22 protein-coding genes are annotated in these 17,974 nt (G+C 34.7%); 14 read left to right on the top strand and 8 right to left on the bottom strand.

From position 1 onward, the window contains the following. Positions 1 to 24 precede the first annotated feature (24 nt). Both C8C87_RS03825 and C8C87_RS03820 read right to left on the bottom strand, forming a co-directional pair. Positions 25 to 480, bottom strand: coding sequence for a tRNA (cytidine(34)-2'-O)-methyltransferase (locus C8C87_RS03825; protein WP_121341289.1), 456 nt, complete (start codon positions 478 to 480; stop codon positions 25 to 27). 24 nt (positions 481 to 504) lie between these two features. Then, entirely contained in the window at positions 505 to 1,089 is a 585-nt protein-coding gene (locus C8C87_RS03820) for a pseudouridine synthase (protein WP_099716060.1), read from the bottom strand. 171 nt (positions 1,090 to 1,260) lie between these two features. Here C8C87_RS03820 and C8C87_RS03815 point away from each other — a divergent pair, with 171 nt between their 5' ends. Continuing rightward, on the top strand, positions 1,261 to 1,626 hold the full coding sequence (locus C8C87_RS03815; protein WP_121341287.1) for a hypothetical protein: 366 nt from the start codon (positions 1,261 to 1,263) through the stop codon (positions 1,624 to 1,626). 33 nt (positions 1,627 to 1,659) lie between these two features. On the opposite strand, the gene C8C87_RS03810 is transcribed toward C8C87_RS03815, so the two are convergent. Further along, positions 1,660 to 2,301, bottom strand: coding sequence for a Pr6Pr family membrane protein (locus tag C8C87_RS03810; RefSeq protein ID WP_121343282.1), 642 nt, complete (start codon positions 2,299 to 2,301; stop codon positions 1,660 to 1,662). Between the two features lie 137 nt (positions 2,302 to 2,438). Here C8C87_RS03810 and rmuC point away from each other — a divergent pair, with 137 nt between their 5' ends. From rmuC to C8C87_RS03790, 4 genes are all read left to right on the top strand, one after another. Next, entirely contained in the window at positions 2,439 to 3,809 is a 1,371-nt protein-coding gene (gene rmuC, locus C8C87_RS03805) for a DNA recombination protein RmuC (RefSeq protein ID WP_121341284.1), read from the top strand. A 6-nt stretch (positions 3,810 to 3,815) separates the two neighbouring features. Then, the gene (locus C8C87_RS03800; RefSeq protein WP_121341281.1) at positions 3,816 to 4,181 is read left to right on the top strand and encodes a 6-phosphogluconate dehydrogenase; all 366 of its coding nucleotides are present in this window, start codon (positions 3,816 to 3,818) and stop codon (positions 4,179 to 4,181) included. Continuing rightward, positions 4,182 to 4,727 carry an acyl-CoA thioesterase gene (locus tag C8C87_RS03795; protein ID WP_099716063.1) on the top strand — a complete coding sequence of 182 codons (546 nt, stop codon included), beginning with the start codon at positions 4,182 to 4,184 and terminating at the stop codon, positions 4,725 to 4,727. Between the two features lie 190 nt (positions 4,728 to 4,917). Then, on the top strand, positions 4,918 to 5,457 hold the full coding sequence (locus C8C87_RS03790; protein ID WP_121341279.1) for a YceI family protein: 540 nt from the start codon (positions 4,918 to 4,920) through the stop codon (positions 5,455 to 5,457). Positions 5,458 to 5,459: 2 nt separating this feature from the next. On the opposite strand, the gene C8C87_RS03785 is transcribed toward C8C87_RS03790, so the two are convergent. After that, complete coding sequence (locus C8C87_RS03785) at positions 5,460 to 6,374, bottom strand: TIGR01777 family oxidoreductase (RefSeq protein ID WP_121341276.1); 915 nt, start codon at positions 6,372 to 6,374, stop codon at positions 5,460 to 5,462. Between the two features lie 117 nt (positions 6,375 to 6,491). On the opposite strand from C8C87_RS03785, the gene C8C87_RS03780 reads away from it, so the two are divergent. From C8C87_RS03780 to C8C87_RS03740, 9 genes are read left to right on the top strand one after another with little or no spacing between them, the layout of a single operon-like run. Next, on the top strand, positions 6,492 to 7,151 hold the full coding sequence (locus C8C87_RS03780) for a TetR family transcriptional regulator C-terminal domain-containing protein (RefSeq protein WP_121341273.1): 660 nt from the start codon (positions 6,492 to 6,494) through the stop codon (positions 7,149 to 7,151). Next, on the top strand, positions 7,151 to 8,458 hold the full coding sequence (locus tag C8C87_RS03775) for an AarF/ABC1/UbiB kinase family protein (protein WP_121341271.1): 1,308 nt from the start codon (positions 7,151 to 7,153) through the stop codon (positions 8,456 to 8,458). The genes C8C87_RS03780 and C8C87_RS03775 overlap by 1 nt, the downstream gene beginning before the upstream one ends. After that, positions 8,458 to 8,592, top strand: a complete 135-nt coding sequence (locus C8C87_RS03770; RefSeq protein WP_082014130.1) for a DUF2256 domain-containing protein — start codon at positions 8,458 to 8,460, stop codon at positions 8,590 to 8,592. The genes C8C87_RS03775 and C8C87_RS03770 overlap by 1 nt, the downstream gene beginning before the upstream one ends. Further along, a complete protein-coding gene (locus C8C87_RS03765) occupies positions 8,568 to 9,872 on the top strand; it encodes a DASH family cryptochrome (protein ID WP_121341269.1) in 1,305 nt (434 codons plus the stop codon). The genes C8C87_RS03770 and C8C87_RS03765 overlap by 25 nt, the downstream gene beginning before the upstream one ends. 7 nt (positions 9,873 to 9,879) lie before the next feature. After that, positions 9,880 to 11,364 (top strand): cryptochrome/deoxyribodipyrimidine photo-lyase family protein, encoded by a 1,485-nt coding sequence (locus tag C8C87_RS03760; RefSeq protein ID WP_121341266.1) that lies wholly within the window; start codon positions 9,880 to 9,882, stop codon positions 11,362 to 11,364. A gap of 52 nt (positions 11,365 to 11,416) precedes the next feature. Then, on the top strand, positions 11,417 to 11,701 hold the full coding sequence (locus C8C87_RS03755) for a TIGR03643 family protein (protein ID WP_255409053.1): 285 nt from the start codon (positions 11,417 to 11,419) through the stop codon (positions 11,699 to 11,701). A 52-nt stretch (positions 11,702 to 11,753) separates the two neighbouring features. Further along, on the top strand, positions 11,754 to 12,437 hold the full coding sequence (locus C8C87_RS03750; protein ID WP_121341264.1) for an SDR family NAD(P)-dependent oxidoreductase: 684 nt from the start codon (positions 11,754 to 11,756) through the stop codon (positions 12,435 to 12,437). A 41-nt stretch (positions 12,438 to 12,478) separates the two neighbouring features. Then, positions 12,479 to 13,090: a GTP cyclohydrolase I FolE gene (gene folE, locus C8C87_RS03745; protein WP_233550004.1), complete on the top strand. Its 612-nt coding sequence runs from the start codon at positions 12,479 to 12,481 to the stop codon at positions 13,088 to 13,090. Positions 13,091 to 13,114: 24 nt separating this feature from the next. Continuing rightward, a complete protein-coding gene (locus C8C87_RS03740) occupies positions 13,115 to 14,533 on the top strand; it encodes an SDR family oxidoreductase (RefSeq protein ID WP_099716072.1) in 1,419 nt (472 codons plus the stop codon). A gap of 81 nt (positions 14,534 to 14,614) precedes the next feature. Here the strand turns inward: C8C87_RS03740 and C8C87_RS03735 are convergent, their stop codons facing one another. From C8C87_RS03735 to C8C87_RS03720, 4 genes are all read right to left on the bottom strand, one after another. Continuing rightward, positions 14,615 to 15,910: a deoxyribodipyrimidine photo-lyase gene (locus tag C8C87_RS03735; protein WP_121341262.1), complete on the bottom strand. Its 1,296-nt coding sequence runs from the start codon at positions 15,908 to 15,910 to the stop codon at positions 14,615 to 14,617. Beyond that, positions 15,910 to 16,371 (bottom strand): SRPBCC family protein, encoded by a 462-nt coding sequence (locus tag C8C87_RS03730; protein WP_099716074.1) that lies wholly within the window; start codon positions 16,369 to 16,371, stop codon positions 15,910 to 15,912. Before C8C87_RS03730 ends, C8C87_RS03735 begins: the two co-directional genes overlap by 1 nt. Before the next feature lie 275 nt (positions 16,372 to 16,646). Further along, entirely contained in the window at positions 16,647 to 17,087 is a 441-nt protein-coding gene (locus C8C87_RS03725) for a sterol desaturase family protein (RefSeq protein WP_099716075.1), read from the bottom strand. Positions 17,088 to 17,134: 47 nt separating this feature from the next. Further along, the gene (locus tag C8C87_RS03720) at positions 17,135 to 17,974 is read right to left on the bottom strand and encodes a phytoene/squalene synthase family protein (RefSeq protein WP_099716076.1); all 840 of its coding nucleotides are present in this window, start codon (positions 17,972 to 17,974) and stop codon (positions 17,135 to 17,137) included.

Below are 17,974 nucleotides of genomic sequence, written 5' to 3'. Positions count from 1 at the left end.
TTTTTACAACTTTTAATTTACAAATCACAGTCTACTAGCTATTTGTCTTTTTGCTTCACCAATGACAAACGCAACGGAATTTGCTATATTAAAACTTCTGATTAACGATGACATAGGAATTGTCAGATGGTTGGGGAATTCATTTAAAACAGCTTCACTCAAACCCTTACTTTCTTTTCCAAAAACCAACCAGTCTCCATCCTGAAAATCAGTCTCCAGATACGATTTTTCGGCATGGGAACTCATCAGAAAAACTCTTGATAAATCAGGAATCTGCGCTTTCCATTCGGCTACATTTTGATATTCGGTAACATCAAGATGCACCCAATAATCCAATCCAGAACGTTTTAGGTTTTTATCATTAATGACAAATCCAAAAGGATGAATTAAGTGCAAACGGCTTTCGGTACCTACGCACAATCGGCCAATATTTCCCGTATTATTTGGGATTTCAGGTTCTACTAAAACGATGTTTAACATTGCAATTATTGTTATTTTTTATTGTTATTTTTCATTCGAATCGACTGCAAAATCAGATACTTCCAAAACTTCTCCAGCCTGCAAATCATTGAGATGTACGTTTCCTATTCGAACACGAACCAATCGTAACGTAGGAAAACCAACAGCGGCAGTCATTTTTCGGACTTGGCGAAACTTCCCTTCATTTACCGTTATCGAAGCCCAAGAAGTGGGACCGTGACGTTCATCGCGTATCTTTTTTCCTCTTGCGCCAAAAGCGGGAATTTCGTTTATCAAAAAAGCTTTACACCGTTTCGTGATGTATTTCGTGCCATTGAAACCTATTTCGACTCCTTTTTGCAATTGCTCAATGGCTTCCTGATTGATAATGCCATCGACTTGGACATAATATTCCTTGTCGACTTTTTTGCTTCGAATGATTTCGCTCATCATCCCGTCTGTGGTCAACAGCAACAATCCTTCGGAATCTTCGTCAAGACGCCCTATTGCCATCGTTCCTTTTGGGAAATCGTGCAATTCACCCAGCAGTTTCTTTTTTCTTTTTAATTCGTAAATAAACTGACTCAGATACCCGTAAGGCTTATGAATGATGAAATGAGAATGAGACATTTTAGTGTATTAGTTGTGCGTGCAAAGATAGTTTTGTTTTCTCTGGATTTAAAATAGTGTCGCCATACATTTATTGGTGTAAACCAAAAGCTATGTTAAATGATTGAATTCCTTCGTTTAAAAGGCGTAATCTTATAGAAGCTAACAGTATTAGCTTTAAAATTAAAGAGTATGGAAAGCAATGATTTAGGTTCAAAAAAAACAAATAATAAGCAAAATATAAATGAAGGATTTAGCGGTCAGAATCTAGCCCAAAATACGAATCCTGAAGTATCCCATTTGAAATCAGAAGTAGAAACTGATAGTCATGGAAATCAAAAAATTGTCCAAAGAGCACGGAATATAGACGGAACTCTAGAACAGAATGAGGATAGTACTCCTATAAATTTAAGTTCTGATATTGCAAATGTCTCTGAAGAACAAGCTAAAAAAATGGTAGAAAATAAAGATCATAACTCGGATATCATTCCAAACCGTTATCCAAATTCCCATCCGGATAATCAGGAAGACCGAGGAAATATAAAACTGGATGAATAATAATTGATTTAGTGCAAAAAGACCAATACGAATCTAATTCCTATTGGTCTTTTTTATTTTCCCAATTCCAATAAACAACGTTCCAAAAAAAACAAAAGCCAGCAGCATAAAAAAGCTGTTAAGTAATACTTTATCATAACCCAAAAGTATCACATCTATAAATGGATAGGGATAAAAACTAAAAAAAGCGCCCCGAATTAACGTGTAAACCAAATACACCGCAGGGAAAATTAACCACGGAAAGATGTTTTTGAATTCCAATGTTTTCTTAGGGACAAATAGAATCCAATATACTAAAACCAAAATTGGAATAACCAAATGCAACAACTCATCCACTACTTTTTGAGAACCCGTAGGCACCCATAAAAATCTAAGAATTGCATTGTAAACAAGTCCAACAATGGTAATGTATAACGTAATTGCTGTTGTGTTTTTAGGTTTTGAAAAAAATAATCCCCCTTTGGATTTTGGCTTCAGCCAAAGAAAAGTAAAACAAACTGCCACTAAAATATTCGTTTGAATGGTGAAAAAACTAAAAAACCGAACAATCGTTTCCGAAAGTGACACCACCCGATTGATAATGATAAGGTACAATTGTAATACAACCGCAAACCAACCGACAATAGCAATAATTGCAAAAAAACGAGAATTCAATTTTAAAGATTTATCCTGCATATTTTTTAAAGTATAAAAATTAATTGGCAACTAATTTTGCAAATCCATGAATGCTAAAACTTGAGATACTATTTTGATTTCCGAAAGGAAAGAAGGAAACTTTTGTTTATTTTTACAAACTTACAAAAAGAAATTTTATGTCAAATATGCTTCCGTTTTTATTGATTTTCATCGTTGCTCTCGCTATTGGTATTTTTATTGGCAAACTCATTTTCTCCGCCCGATTCCAATCGGAAAAAATTAGTTTAGAAGAAAAACTAATTGCTTTTACTTCCCAATTCAACCAACTAAAAGAGCAGATTGTCATTGATAAAACAACTTTTGAAAAGCAATTAGAAAATGCAAATGCCGAGAAAGAAAGCATTCGAAACGAAAAAGACAGTCTGGCGATTCAACTTTCGAAAAAAGAAGTTGATTTTGAGAATCTTTGGGAACGCAACAAAGAACAAAAAGAAGAAGTCGAGAAACTACAGGAAAAATTCACCAAAGAATTTGAGAATCTCGCCAACAAAATATTAGAAGAAAAGTCCAATAAATTTACGGAACAGAACAAGGAGAACATGAAAAACATCTTGACGCCTTTACAAGATAAAATTCATTTGTTCGAAAAGAAAGTCGAAGACACCCACAAGGAAAGCATTGATTATCATGCGGCTTTACGCCAACAGATTCTTGGCTTACGAGAAATGAATATCCAAATGAGCAAGGAAACCCTCAACTTGACCAAGGCTTTGAAAGGCGACAGCAAGATGCAGGGAAATTGGGGCGAATTGGTTTTGGAACGTGTTCTTGAAAAATCAGGATTAGAAAAAGGACGTGAATATGAAGTGCAACAAGCGTTCACTACCGAAGATGGAAATCGTGTTTTTCCTGACGTTGTCATCAATCTGCCGGACGGTAAAAAGATGATTGTCGATTCTAAAGTTTCTTTGACCGCTTATGAAAAATACATCAATGAAGAAGATGACGATGTAAAAGTTGGATTTTTAAAAGAACACGTTAACTCCATCAAACGCCACGTAGAGCAATTGGGCAATAAGAACTACCAAGATTTATATCAAATAGAAAGCCCTGATTTTGTCTTGTTATTTATTCCTATCGAACCGGCTTTTGCCATGGCTCTGAACGAGGATACGAGTTTGTACAACAAAGCTTTCGAAAAAAACATAGTTATTGTTACTCCGGCGACATTATTAGCTACTTTGCGAACGATTGACAGCATGTGGACCAACCAAAAGCAGCAGGAAAACGCACTTGAAATTGCACGTCAGGCTGGTGCTTTGTATGATAAATTTGAAGGTTTTGTTGGGGATTTAATCCGAATTGGAAAGAAAATAGACGAAAGCAAAACAGAATACAGCGGCGCTATGAATAAACTCGTAGAAGGAAAAGGAAACTTAATCGTAAGTGTGGAGAAATTGAAAAAAATGGGAGCCAAAGCGAAAAAAGCACTTCCAGAAAGTATATTAAATAGAGCAGAAAAAGACGAAAATCAACTTTTAAACTAAACAAAAATGAGAAAATTTTTAATGGTTATAACTTTAATACTTGTCGTATCAGTTGCCGGTTATTTCGCTTTTTTATACACTGCCACGTATAGCGAAGGGGTACGTTCAGGCGAATTAATAAAGGTGAGCCGCAAAGGAGTTGCATTCAAAACTTGGGAAGGTGAAATAAGTCAAGGGATTTCCGGGGCACAAATTTTTTCTTTTTCAGTATTGGACAGTGAGGAAAAAGTAATTACTGACTTACAAGAATTCGAAGGACAATATGTTCAGGTAGCTTATGTAGAACGCTACAGGACATTTCCTTGGTGGGGCGATACACGCTATTTTATAACAGAAGTCAAAAAAGTAAATTCTCCTTTTAAAATAAAATAAATGAACCGTACTTTTAAAACCGTTGCATCCTCAAATATTCGAATTTCAGAATTGATGTTGCCGTCACACACTAATTTTAGCGGGAAAATTCATGGTGGTTATATTTTATCCTTATTAGATCAGATTGCATTTGCCTGTGCATCAAAATTTTCAGGAAATTATTGCGTAACTGCATCCGTGGATACGGTCAATTTCCTCAAACCAATAGAAGTAGGCGAACTCGTTACAATGAAAGCCTGCGTGAATTACGTAGGCAATAGTTCCATGATTATTGGCATTCGTGTAGAAGCAGAGAATATTCAAACGGGAAAAATTAAACATTGCAATTCTTCTTATTTTACGATGGTTGCCAAAGACAAAGAAGGCAATAGCATGCTTGTTCCCGGATTAATTTTATCTAATATGAGTGAAGTACGTCGTTTTTGCAATTGCATCAAACAGATCGCCTTGAAAAAGGAAAAAGACCTTCATGAAGAAAAGTTTGATTACACTTCAGAAGAATCATTAGAAAGCTTAAAAAAATACAACATAAAGTTAGAATTATAATTAAGTCAATCGATAACTAACACTTTTGTAAAAAATACTTTTCTACGAATATTACATTCCCAATTATACTTTAATTTCTGATTAAAAAAACCGAGAAAAATTAACTCATTTGGTGATTTTTTCAACCGTTCAATACTTTTATTTCATCGGTTAATTTCGTAACTTTAAGTAATTTAATTCATAAATCATTATGAAAAAAATTACTCTAATAGTACTACTCATTATTGCAATTAAATCTTTTGCACAAGATAAAATGGTGACTTATGGAGCAATCATACATTTTGAGGCTTCAATTCCCTTATTTGAAGAAGTAAAAGCAAGTAATGAAAAAACAACCTGTATTTTGATAACTAAAACAGGACAGATAGCCTGTTGGATGAACATTAAAGACTTCAAATTTCAAAGAAGCCTGATGGAAGAACATTTTAATGAAAACTACATGGAAAGCAAACGATTTCCAAGAGCAGTTTTTAAAGGCAAAATTGAAAAATTTGATTTAAAAAACATTAACTCAGTTCCTAAACAATATCAAATCAACGGGAAAATCACCATTCATGGCAAAACAAAAAAAATAGGTATTAATGGCACCCTAAAAAAAGTGGATAAGCGAATTGAACTTATCTCTGAGTTTCCCTTAAACACGGATGATTTTATGATTGAAATTCCTTTTATAGTTCGCAGCAAAATATCCAAAAGCGTCAACACGCAACTCATTTGTGTCTTACAATAAATCTATTTTGTTAAACAATCCTTTAAAGCCTCTTCCAGATTTTTAAATTTAAATTGAAAACCCGTTTCTTCAATCTTATCAGAAGAAACCCTTCTACCGGTCAAGACAATCACTGCCATTTCACCCATTACCAATTTTAACACAAAAGCAGGAACATTAGGCAACCAAATAGAATAGCCAAAAATACGAGCCAACGTTTTAGAAAAAATAGTATTGGTCGTATTATCATTTACAGCTGCGTTATATGCACCTTCCATATTAGGATTTAAAACCGCTTGAAGATAGATGTTACACAAATCATCTACATGAATCCAAGGCATGTATTGCTTACCGGAACCCAATGCGGAACCCAATCTAAACTTGAACAAGGGAATAAGTTTTTTCAAGAAACCATCATTTTTCCCTAATACTAATCCAGTACGGATTTTTACGGTACGAATGTTTAGGTTTTCTATAAAATCTAAAGCACCTTCCCATTTCTGACAGGTATAACCCAAGAAATCATTTGCAGGCGACGTGTTTTCTGAACAAATCTCTTCTCCATTTACGGCTCCATAAATACCAACAGCCGATGCTGAAATAAAAGCGTCCAATTTTTTATTGTTCTTTTTTAAAACAGAATATAACAATTGAGTTGATTTTTCCCGGCTATCAATAATAGCCGCTTTACGTTTAGCGGTCCATCTTTTTTCAGCGATATTTTCACCTGCTAAGTGAATAATATAATCTGCGTTTAAAACGGCGCTTTCGTCAATAGTCTGATTTGCGACATCCCATTTGTAATAGAAAATGTCTCCTTTATTTTGTTTTTCACTTCTACTCAGGATAGATACTGAATACCCTTTCGCGATCAATAAACCTGTTAAATGGCTACCGATAAATCCCGAACCTCCGCTTATTAAAACATTTTTTTTCATGATAGTGTAAAGCTAATGATTTATAACGATATAAAATTATATTAAATTTTGTTTAACTTTATTAATATATAGTTAAACATTTCATACCTTTATACTTTAATTTGAAATATACTAAAAATGGCTGCTAAAAAAACAATACTAACAAAGGACAAAATAGTTTCACTTTATATGAATTATGTTCTCGATCATAGTGAAAAACCGAAATCCGTATATCATTTTGCAAAAATGAATGACTTTACGGAAGCGGAATTCTATTCATTTTTTGGAACAATAGAAAGCATCGAAAAAGAGATTTTTAAAATGTTTTTAGAAAAAACAGTAGAATTGCTCAACAAAAACAAGGAATACGAAATGTATGATATGAAAAGTAAAATGCTAAGCTTCTACTTTACTTTTTTTGAAATTCTAACTGCGAACAGAAGTTATGTCGTGCTCGTTTTAAAAGAACACAACAATCAATTAAAAAAACTGATGCAGCTTTCTGAACTTAGAAACAGTTTTAAAAATTATCTTATCGAAATAATCTCAGACGACTTTAGAACGCAACAAGAAAAAATTCAAAAATTCCAGGAGAAAGCGTTTCAGGAAACGTCATGGATTCAACTTTTATTGACGCTAAAATTCTGGTTGGATGATTCTTCACCAGCTTTTGAAAAAACTGACATCTATATTGAGAAGTCAGTAAAAGCCTCTTTTGAATTAATGAATATTGCACCGCTGGATAGCTTAATAGACTTTGGAAAATTTATTTTCAAAGAAAAAATATACAACAAGTAATGAAAACGATAGACTACATTCCTACCTCAAAAATTGAAAGGGCCACAAAACTGGTGCAAACCGGTGCTAAAGTTGGTGTCAATTATCTAAAATATTATGGAGAAAAAATGGTTAATTCTGATTTGACTCGTGATAAACTAAACGAAGATAATGCCGAAGATATTTATGACGGACTAAAAAGTTTGAAAGGAAGTGCGCTCAAAGTCGCACAAATGCTAAGTATGGACAAAAGTTTTTTGCCACAGGCTTATGTAGAAAAATTTTCATTGTCACAGTTTTCTGTTCCGCCACTTTCGGCTCCATTAGTATTGAAAACGTTCAAGACAAATTTCGGAAAAACACCGTATGAAATTTTTGATGAGTTCAACGCAAATTCCGTTAACGCTGCCAGTATCGGACAAGTTCATCTCGCTGTAAAAGACGGAAAAAAACTGGCTGTGAAAATTCAATATCCTGGCGTAGCCAATAGTATTTCATCTGATTTGGCTTTGGTAAAACCCATTGCAATCAGAATGTTTAATCTTCAAGGAAAAGATTCTGACAAGTATTTCAAGGAAGTGGAGGACAAATTGATTGAAGAAACCAATTATTTATTGGAATTAAAACAAAGCCAAGAAGTGGTTGAAGCCTGTAAAAAGATTGAAAATCTAGTTTTCCCAAATTACTATTCTGAATTTTCATCGGAGAAAATTATCACGATGGATTGGATGACAGGAATTCATCTTTCGGAATTTACCAATAAAAATGACAATCAAGAAATCGCGGACAAAATTGGTCAGGCTTTATGGGATTTCTATATGTACCAAATTCATATTCTGAAAAAAGTACACGCTGATCCGCATCCGGGAAATTTCTTGGTAAATGATAAAAACCAATTAGTAGCATTGGATTTTGGTTGTATGAAACAAATTCCCAATGACTTCTATATTCCTTATTTCGAATTAATAAACAAAGAAGTGATTGATAACAAGAAACTTTTTAGTCAAAAATTATTCGAATTGGAAATCCTTAGAGAGGATGATTCCAAAGAGGAAGTGGAATATTTTACTCAAATGTTTTACGATTTATTATCGCTTTTCACGAAACCTTTTCAAACCGAAACGTTTGATTTCTCGGACGCAACATTCTTTGAAAGCATCGCACAATTGGGCGAACGATTTTCAAAAGATACCAATCTTAGAAAAATGAATGGCAATCGAGGTTCCAAACATTTCATTTATATGAACAGAACGTTCTTTGGGTTATACAATTTAATGTTTGATTTGAAAGCGACAATTGTTGTCAATGAATATCAAAAATACAACTAGTGAAAAAGGAAAATCTGCCTTCAAAAATGTGTTTGGTTTGTAACCGACCTTTTAGCTGGCGGAAAAAATGGGAAAAAGTTTGGGACGAAGTCAAATATTGTAGTGAAAAATGCAAGAGAAACAAAAAGGGTTAGTTTGGTTTAGAAATGATCTCAGAGTCCATGATAATGAATCTTTGACAAATGCTATACAAGAAAATGATACTGTAATTGCGGTCTATTGTTTTGATCCAAGACACTTTGAACAAACAAGATTTGGTTTTAAAAAAACAGAAAAATTTCGAGCCAAATTTCTAATTGAATCAGTGACAGTATTGAGACAAAATCTGGAAAAATTGAATATTCCGCTTTTGGTGTATCACCAAAAACCAGAAGATTCTATTCCGGAAATTGTAACTCAAAATAAAATCAATTCTGTTTACTTCCAAGAAGAATGGACAAGTGAGGAAATGGAACTTTTAAAGAATATAAAATCGAAAGTTTCAGATTCAGTAGCGTTTAAAGCTACTTACAATCAGTTCTTATTTCATCCTGAAGACATTCCGTTTGAGATTCAATCGATTCCAAATGTTTTTACACAATTCAGAAATCAGTGTGAAAAATCGACAAAAGTCAGACCTGAATTTGCAGTTCAACAGATGTCTGAAGAAAATTGTATGGAAAATGAAACTGTAATTCCTACGATGGAAACATTAGGATTTACTGACTTTCAAATGGATTCCAGAACAGCTTTTCCTTTTCGAGGAGGTGAAGACGAAGCAATGAAAAGATTGGAACATTATTTTTGGGAAACCAAAAAACTAAGTGTTTATAAATTGACCCGCAACGGATTAATTGGCACTGAATTTAGTTCGAAATTTTCTCCTTGGTTGGCAAACGGTTCAATTTCGGCGAAAACCATTTATTGGGAGATTGTCAAATACGAACGACAAATCGAGAAAAATGATTCTACGTATTGGTTGATTTTTGAACTGATTTGGAGAGATTATTTTAAATACGTTTCGATGAAAAACGGGAATTCGATTTTTAAAATTGGAGGGATTTTAGACAAAAAATACGATTGGAAAAACAATCAATTAGCGATAAAAAATTGGATTAACGGTACAACTGAAGAGCCTTTTGTAAATGCCAATATGATTGAATTGCAACAAACAGGCTGGATGAGCAATCGCGGCAGGCAAAATGTAGGTTCCTATTTTGCAAAAAATCTCCTGTTAGATTGGCGCATAGGAGCGGCTTATTTTGAAGCGATGCTTATTGATTATGATGTACACAGCAATTACGGGAATTGGATGTATGTTTCAGGAGTTGGCAACGACCCAAGAGATAGAAAATTCAATATTAAGTTACAGGCCGAGAATTATGACGGGCAATCAAAATTCCAGAAATTATGGTTGCAACAACAATTATTTTAAAAATTAAATGAATACAAACAAGAAACATATCAATGTGGTTTGGTTTAAAAGAGACCTTCGTTTACAGGATAACGAAGCGATTTTTAATGCCACAAAAACAGATACTCCTACTTTGTTGCTTTATGTATTCGAAAAATCTTTAGAAAATGATTCGCATTACAGCCCGAGACATTGGAATTTCATCAAACAATCGCTTGTAGATATCAACAAACAACTGGAACAATCGAATACACATGTTTTAGCGGTGTCTTCTGAAGTGCTTCCCGTTTTCAATACCCTGCAAGAAATCTATAAAATAGACACTGTTTTTTCACATCAGGAAACGGGATTAAAAATCACTTATGAAAGAGACAAAACCTTCAAACGTTTTTGTAAAAACAATCAAATAAATTGGGTTGAAAACACCAATAACGGCATTTTTAGAGCGTTAAGAAACAGAACAAACTGGGTTTCAAAGTGGGAAAAATACATGAATGAACCACAATTTATTTTTGATTCGAAAGCAGAAAATTTCCTCGACACAGAAGCAATAACCGAACTAGAAAAAGCATTAGAAAAGACAAATTTAGAAACTGTTCCGGATACTATTTTTCAAAAAGGCGGCAGTACAATGGCTGGCAAATATTTACAAAACTTCTTTGACGAGCGCTATCACAATTATAGTTCGCATATTTCGAAACCTTTATTGGCTCGAAAAAGTTGCAGCAGATTATCCCCATACATTGCTTGGGGAAATCTATCATCCAGACAAGTTTTGCAAAAAGCAGCTACGTTCCGATTGACGTGCAGCCATAAAAAGCAAATTGATTCTTTTATCTCCAGACTGACGTGGCAAGCACATTTCATTCAAAAATTTGAAATGGAAGAAATCATGGAGTTTGAAAGTGTCAATAAAGGGTTTCATTCGATGAAAAAGAAAGTCAATGAAAATTATATTGAAGCTTGGAAAACAGGAAAAACAGGATTTCCGTTAATCGATGCTTCCATGCGCTGCTTGAATGAAACCGGTTATTTGAACTTTAGAATGCGTGCTATGTTAGTGTCTTTTTTTACACATAATCTATGGCAGCCTTGGCAAGAAGCCACACAACATTTATCACAAATGTTCCTTGATTTTGAACCCGGAATTCATTTTCCGCAGTTGCAAATGCAGGCTGGTGAAACCGGAATCAATATGTTACGTATATATAATCCAATAAAGAACAGTTACGAACACGATCCTGATGGTGAATTTATAAAAAAATGGGTGCCGGAATTACGCAATTTGCCACGAGGATTTATACATGAACCGTATAAAATGACCTATTTGGACCAGAAATTTAATGATTTCGAAATAGGCATCAGCTATCCGAAACCAATAGTAAATATGGAACGAACGAGGAAATTTGCCAGTGATTTTTTATGGAAAATGAAGAAAAATCCATTGGTAAAAGAGGAAAGTTCACGCATATTAAAATTACACACTATGGCCGATATTGGCGACAGTGAATAATTTTTCAATAGCAATCTCAAAAACAATAGCAATTTCAAATAAATAAAATATCGTGACTGTAAAAAAAGAACTTACCGATTTAGACAAAGACCGAATCATAGAAATGGCTTGGGAAGACCGAACCACTTTTGATGCGATTTTAATGCAATTTGGATTAAAAGAACAAGAAGTAATCGACCTGATGCGTACCGAAATGAAACCTTCGAGTTTTAGAATGTGGCGCGAAAGAGTGCAAGGCCGCAAAACAAAACATGAAAAATTGAGGGATTTTCGAGAAGGGCGTTTTAAATGTACGATGCAACGACAAATTAACAACAACAAGATTTCTAAGCGATAAAAATTAGGGTTTAGTGAACCGTAATCTGTTAAAATAACAACATAAATAAAAAATGAAAAACATAGTAATCATAGGTGGTAGTAAAGGAATTGGCAGTGCTATTTTGTTGCAACAATTAGAGACAAACATGGTGTACAACATCAGCAGAAATGCTCCAGATATCACACATCCCAATCTGAAACACTTTTCTACAGATGTTTTGCAGGATGCACTTCCGGAAATTGAAACTATTGATACCTTGATTTACTGTCCGGGTTCCATCAATTTGAAACCCATCGGAAGTCTTAGTATCGATGATTTTAGAAATGATTTTGAAATTAATGTCATTGGCGCAGTAAAAGCCATTCAGAAATATTTACCTGTTTTAAAAAAGGGAACTAATCCATCGATTGTTTTGTTTAGCACCGTAGCCGCAAAATTAGGAATGCCGTTTCATGCTAGTATTGCTACCGCAAAAGCAGGAATTGAAGGATTAGTGAAATCGCTGGGAGCAGAATTGGCTTCGGTAGTACGCATCAATGCCATTGCTCCCACGATTACCGAAACATCACTTTCGGCAGGTATTTTAAGAAATGATCGAATGAAAGAAAATATGGTGGAACGCCACCCGATGAAAGGTTATTTGAAACCGGAAGAAGTGGCCAATATGGCAAACTTCCTGATTTCGGAAAATGCGAAATCAATCTCAGGTCAGATATTCGAAATGGATTACGGAATAGTGACTTTTAAAATCTAAAAAAATAATTAGCCAAACTTAATATTGAAAGACAGAACACCATGATAAAAGAAATGAAAAGTTACGAAAAAATCGAACAATACGATACTGAAATAACGGAAGCTTTAGCTGATAATTATAGAGTAATAATTGAAAATTTAGGAGAAGATGTTACTCGTGAAGGTCTTGAAAAAACACCGGAACGTGTTGCCAAAGCCATGCAGTATTTAACTCATGGTTACGGACTGGATCCTTTGGAAATACTAAAATCGGCAATGTTTACCGAAGATCATCAACAAATGATTGTGGTAAAGGACATCGAAGTTTACTCTATGTGTGAACACCACATGTTACCGTTTTTTGGAAAAGCACATGTCGCTTATATTCCAAATGGAAAAATTGTAGGTTTAAGTAAAATACCAAGAGTCGTAGATGCTTTTGCCAGAAGAATGCAAGTACAGGAACGATTGACAGACCAGATTAAAAACTGTATTCAGGACGCTTTGAATCCACTGGGTGTAGCGGTTGTGATTGAAGCCCAACACATGTGTATGCAAATGCGAGGGATTCAAAAACAAAACTCAGTTACCACAACATCATCTTTCACCGGTGCTTTCGAAAAAGACAAAACCAGAAAAGAATTTATCAGTTTGGTTTCTAATAAACTGAGTTAATTTTTATCATTTAAACACAAAATCATGAAAATTCTCTTAACAGGCGCAACAGGTTATATCGGGAAGCGACTTTTGCCTTTGTTGGTGGCACAAGGACATGAAATAATCTGTTGTGTAAGAGATAAAAACAGGTTTTATTGTCCAATAGAATTTCAAAAAAGTGTTACCGTAATTGAAGTCGATTTTCTCAAACAAGAAACATTGACAGCCATTCCAGATGCTATTGATGCCGCTTATTATCTGATTCATTCCATGTCAGGATCCGCTAATAATTTTGATGAATTAGAAAGCGTGTCAGCATTGAATTTTGTGCAACGATTGAATGAAACCAAAGCAAAACAAGTTATTTATTTGAGCGGCATTGTCAATGATAAATCGCTGTCCAAACATTTATCATCGAGAAAAAAAGTAGAAGAAATTTTAAATATTGGAACGTTTGCCACGACAACTTTACGAGCTGGAATTATTGTAGGTTCCGGAAGTGCATCGTTCGAAATCATTCGGGATTTAGTGAATAAATTACCCATTATGATTACTCCAAAGTGGCTCAATACAAAATGCCAGCCGATTGCAATTCCGGATGTTCTTGATTTTTTATCCAAATCTTTATTAAATCCGCTTACCTACAATCAGAGTTTTGACATTGGCGGACCGGATATTTTAACGTACAAAGAAATGCTTTTGGGTTTTGCAGAAGCAAAAAAACTAAAGCGATGGATTTTTACTGTCCCAATAATGACTCCAAAATTATCCTCGTATTGGTTGTATTTTGTAACCTCAACATCGTATAGACTCGCATCAGCACTGGTTAGCAGTATGAAAGTCGAAGTGGTTTGCAGTGATAACCGAATCAATGCTTTATTGAATGTTACGCCTATGACTTACAAACAAGCGCTTTCCCGTGCTTTGATAAAAGTAGACGAAGACAAAGTAGCTTCCAGCTGGAAAGATTCCTTAATCAGCGGGCGTTTTAGCAGCAATATGTCGGAATATTTGAAAGTTCCAAAAAAGGATTGCTACATCGACCGCCGTAAAATGGAAATCATTGACCGCGATTTTACCATCAGCAGAATATGGTCCATCGGAGGCGATTCGGGTTGGTATTATGGGGATTGGCTTTGGGATTTACGCGGTTTTATAGACAAATTATACGGTGGCGTGGGTTCCCGAAGAGGAAGAACGAATCGTCATGATATACATTCTGGTGATGCCTTAGATTTTTGGCGCGTTTTGTATGCCAATAAAGAAGAGGGAAAACTAATCTTATTTGCCGAAATGAAATTACCAGGTGAAGCTTGGTTAGAATTTAAAATTATCGGAAATACTTTATATCAAGCGGCGACTTTCAGACCAAAAGGAATTTGGGGAAAATTATACTGGTATTCTGTTTTGCCGTTTCATGGATTTATTTTCGAGGGAATGCTGAAGAAATTGATTCAATAGTAAACAAATATCCTTTTCTGTACCTACTGGAAAAAGGAAATACAAATTGAACAGGTTATCAATCTGTTCAATTTGTATCTTTTATTTTAAAATTCCCGCTTTGTATGTGGCAATCGCTCTGTCTCTAGCCATAGCGTGTTCTACCATTGGTTTTCCATATCCTAAATCAAATTCTGGAATCCATTTTCGGATGTAGATTCCTTTTTCGTCGAATTTTTTTTGTTGAATCTCCGGATTGAAAACACGGAAATAAGGCGCAGCATCACAACCGGTTCCTGCTGCCCATTGCCAGTTTCCTACATTAGCAGACAATTCGTAATCCAGTAATTTTTGAGCAAAATAAGCCTCACCCCATTGCCACTGAATCAATAAATGCTTGCAGAGAAAACTCGCCACGACCATTCGGACTCTGTTGTGCATGTATCCTGTTTCATTGAGCTGACGCATTCCGGCATCAACCATAGGATATCCAGTTGTTCCGGAACACCAACGCTTGAAATCGTCTTCATCATTGCGCCACTGAATCCCATCATACGCTGATTTGAAGTTTTGCGTAACGACTTTTGGAAAACTAAATAAGATTTGCATGAAGAATTCTCTCCAAATCAATTCACTCAAAAAAACATCGTTTTTATGAAATGCCCAATTGACTAATTTCCTAACGCTTACAGTTCCAAAACGCAGATGTGGTGAAAGATAGGAGGTTTTGTCCAAGGCTGGAAAATCCCTTATATCGTGATAATTTGCAATGAATTTTAAATTGTGCGGCTTTACTTTTATTGGACTTTCTTCGAAACCTATTTGTTCCAATGTTGGAAAAGTAAAACTATTTTTATGGAAATTAGAAAACATATCCGTGGCATCGTATTCTGGAACCGGAGCCATTGATTTGTATTTTTCTAACCACTTATTTTTAAAAGGAGTGTAAACCGTGTACGGCAATCCATCAGCTTTTGTGATTTCTTTTTCTTCGAAAATTACTTGGTCTTTAAAAGAATAAGAAATGGTATTGTTGGCTTCCAAAATCTCACAAATAACAATATCTCGTTGTATGGCGTAGGGCTCGTAATCTTTGTTGAAAAAGACTTCCTTAACATCAAATTCTTGAATAAGCGATTGCCAAACGTCAATAGTTTTTCCTTTTTTTACCAAAAGTGAACTTCCTATTTGTTGTAATTGCGTGTTTATTTTCGAAAGTGATTCGTGGATGAAACCTACTCGAGCATCGTTTTTTGGTAAACTATCTAAAATGGAATCATCAAAAATAAACAATGGAATAACTGGATATTTAGATTTCAAAGCATGGAATAATCCAACGTTATCTTCCAAACGTAAATCGCGTCTGAACCAAAAAAAAGATACTTCTTGTTTCACCATTATTTTGAGTTAAACATTTGATCTACCATAACACGTCTGTGATCAAAGATGGCTTTCAATTTATTCTTTACGATAAGTGTGTTCATAATGCGACCGATGAACCCCAAAGGCAACGCATAATGAACCAAATCAGTCATTTTCACTCCGTTTTCAGTAGCTTCGAAAAAATGTTTGTGATGCCACAATGCATACGGTCCAAAACGTTGTTCGTCGATAAAATAACTATTCTCTTTTACGAATGTAATTTCAGTAACCCAAGGCAATTTCAATCCCAAAAGTGGTGACACTTTGTATTGTATTATTTGCCCTGCGTACATGGATTTATTATCAAAATCAGTGATTTCGAAACCCATTGTTTCAGGTGTAATTTTTTGAAGATTACGTGGACTGGAGAAAAAAGCCCAACATTCTTCTAAAGTTGCATTTACATGCTGAACGGTTTCTTTTTTATAGAGTTTCATCTAAAAATATTTAAGATTTTTGATTAACGATTCTTGATTTAAGATTTTCAAACGTGCTTTTAAGGATTTTCAGAAATCTGCTCCCGAAGCTTCAGGACAAAAATCATTAATCTTCATCCAAAAATCTCTTTAACTTTACGGAATTGTGCGTGAGGGATGGCAGTGGAGCTCTTTTTATAGGTGGTCTCGTTTTTTTTATAACGAGACCATCTATAAAAAAGCGGGAACGTACAGCCCGACCCGCTTTTTCAGCGGGTCACGCCCAAATGGAATTGTTACATTTTATAATACTTGAAAGGCACAAATAACATTCCGAAACACTCGCCGTGTTCCTTACCTAAATGTTTGTGATGCACTTTGTGTGCTTTTCGCAAACCTATTAAATACTTGTTATTGGTGTTTTTGAACCACTTAAATCGTTGGTGAATTAAGACGTCGTGAATCATGAAATAACAGAATCCGTAAAATGTGATTCCGAGCCCAATGAAAAACAAATAATTCATTCCGCCTTGCACGCCAAAGTAGAAAAGAACGATGCTGGGAATGGCAAAAATCACAAAAAAAATGTCATTTCGTTCGAAAACATTGGCGTATTTAGGTTGGTGATGATCGGCATGAAAATACCACATCAAACCGTGCATAATGTACTTATGCGTAAGCCAGGTCACACATTCCATGAAAAGGAAAACACCCAAAAAGATTAAAAAGGAAATCATTGTTTTTTTATTTAATTAAAAATATACTTTTCAAAACTGGTATTATTTTATACCAATTTTAATTTATACGTTACAAAAGATTGCGCCAAAAGACCCGCTTTAGTATAATTAGAAACTCGAATTCTGGCATTTCCAATTTCATGACAAGGCGTGTTTTCTAATTTTTTCAATAGTTTTTTGTAGTACACAAATGCGGTGTAAACGCCAAACTTAGCTTCAATTGGCAATTTCACAATTCCTTGATAGGCGACTTTAAAATCTTCTTCGATTTCATTGATGATTGCTGTTTTAGCTTTTTCATCGAATGAATTCAAGTCTACACCTGGGAAATAGTTTCGGTTCAAAACCAAATTATCATCTTTCAAATCTCTCAAAAAATTAACTTTCTGGAAAGCAGAACCCAATCGCATGGCTTCGTCTTTTAGTTGCTCATATCGATTATTATCACCGGCAACAAAAACCTTAAGACACATTAATCCAACCACATCTGCGGAACCATAAATATATTCATCATATTCGGCTTTGCTGTTGTAATCGGATTTGATTAAATCTAATTTCATACTTCTCAAAAAAGCTTGAATTAAATCATCCGAGATATTGTATTGTTTTACCGTTTGCTGAAAAGAATTCAAAATTGGATTCAGACTGATTCCTCTATCCATTGATTTGTAATACTCATCCTCAAACTCCGTGATTAAACTTTCTTTATCGAAACCGTGAAATGAATCTACAATTTCATCGGCAAAACGAACAAATCCATAAATACTATAAATGGCATCTCTTATACTTGGCGACAACATGTAAACCGCCATAGAGAAAGAGGTGCTATAGTTTTTTGTAACTAGCTTGCTACATTTAAAAGATACATCATCAAATAATTGCTTCAT

The sequence above is a fragment of the Flavobacterium sp. 120 genome (genome assembly GCF_003633605.1).
In the GTDB taxonomy this organism is placed as follows: Bacteria; Bacteroidota; Bacteroidia; order Flavobacteriales; family Flavobacteriaceae; genus Flavobacterium; species Flavobacterium algoritolerans.
The sequence above is the reverse complement of the archived record's forward strand: the minus strand, read 5'-3'. Positions and strand labels throughout refer to the sequence as shown.